The organism is Rhodococcus sp. EPR-134 (genome assembly GCF_001647205.1).
GTDB lineage: Bacteria > Actinomycetota > Actinomycetes > Mycobacteriales > Mycobacteriaceae > Rhodococcus_F > Rhodococcus_F qingshengii.
The window spans coordinates 1-1,023 of sequence record NZ_LVCT01000227.1 but is presented as its reverse complement, the minus strand read 5'-3'; the positions used below and the strand labels follow the sequence as shown (position 1 = coordinate 1,023).

Sequence of the window (1,023 nt, the reverse complement as noted above, 5' to 3'; positions counted from 1 at the left end):
CTCGGTGCGGCGTTGGACATCGTCCGGCGAGCCGACCACCCCGGCGTTGGAATCCTGTTCGATACTTGGCACTTTCTGCGCTCGGGTGGTACGCCGACCCAGCTTGCAGAGGTTACCCATGGTCAGGTATTCGAAGTGCAGATCAGCGATCGTGTCCAGCCTGGCCGCCACGATCCCTATGTACCGATGACCGGCCGCCTGGCTCCTGGCGAGGGAACGGCGCCGATCGCGGAGATTGTGCGGACGTTGGGGGTCGTGGCTCCCGACGTCGTGTTGGGAGTCGAGGTGTTCACCGCTGATATCGGAGATCCGGATGAAACCGTGGCCCACCTTTCCGCGGCCACTCGGATGTTCCTGCGGAGTACTGAATTTGGTTCGCCCGCGGGCATTGTCGAGCCGTCATGAGCTATTCCGAGGCCCTGAGTTTGGTGCGGTACCAAACTCGCACCGCCGCCGCGTTTTCCAATTTGGCCACTCCGCCAATCGGAGACCAGTTCAAACCACGCGGGACTCTTTTGACAGATGGTTGCGGATCGGGGTATCCGGCGTGCAAGTAGCCCGGGTACTCGTCGAGGAATGAAACAGCGCGTTCCTACGATGGGTGTACGGGTCACAGCCGCTGAAAAGGAACTACGCCCCAGCGACGGCAATCATGCCGACTGCCGCCAGCGCCAACAGCATTCCCGCTTGTTGCACGCGGCTTACCCGCTCGCCCAGCATCACCATGGCGAGCAGAACCGTCGCAGCCGGATACAGCGAACCGATCACGCTGACCAGTGAGAGCATTCCGCCTTGGAAGGCGTAGATCATCGTCCCGTTCGCGACGACGTCGAGGACGCTGACGTACACCGCGAGCTTGAGTGGCTCGCCTCGTGGGAGAACGAAGTGACCGGCCGCCAGCGCGACCAACCACACCACGACGGTCGCGGCACCTCGAGATACGGCCAACGCCCACAGCCCGCTGCCCTCGCCGATCTGGTGAAGTGCGATGAACGAGAGTGCAAATGCGCCACCGCTTCCGAC

Annotated in this window: 2 protein-coding genes; one reads left to right on the top strand and one right to left on the bottom strand. The window is 62.7% G+C overall.

Annotation, left to right across the window (positions count from 1 at the left end; genetic code table 11):
• Positions 1-405 (top strand): sugar phosphate isomerase/epimerase family protein (locus tag A2J01_RS36340; protein ID WP_197494200.1); only part of this gene is annotated, 405 nt, incomplete at its 5' end.
• 225 nt (positions 406-630) lie between these two features.
• On the opposite strand, the gene A2J01_RS09990 is transcribed toward A2J01_RS36340, so the two are convergent.
• A partial coding sequence (locus tag A2J01_RS09990; protein WP_156519231.1) for an EamA family transporter occupies positions 631-1,023 on the bottom strand: 393 nt, incomplete at its 5' end.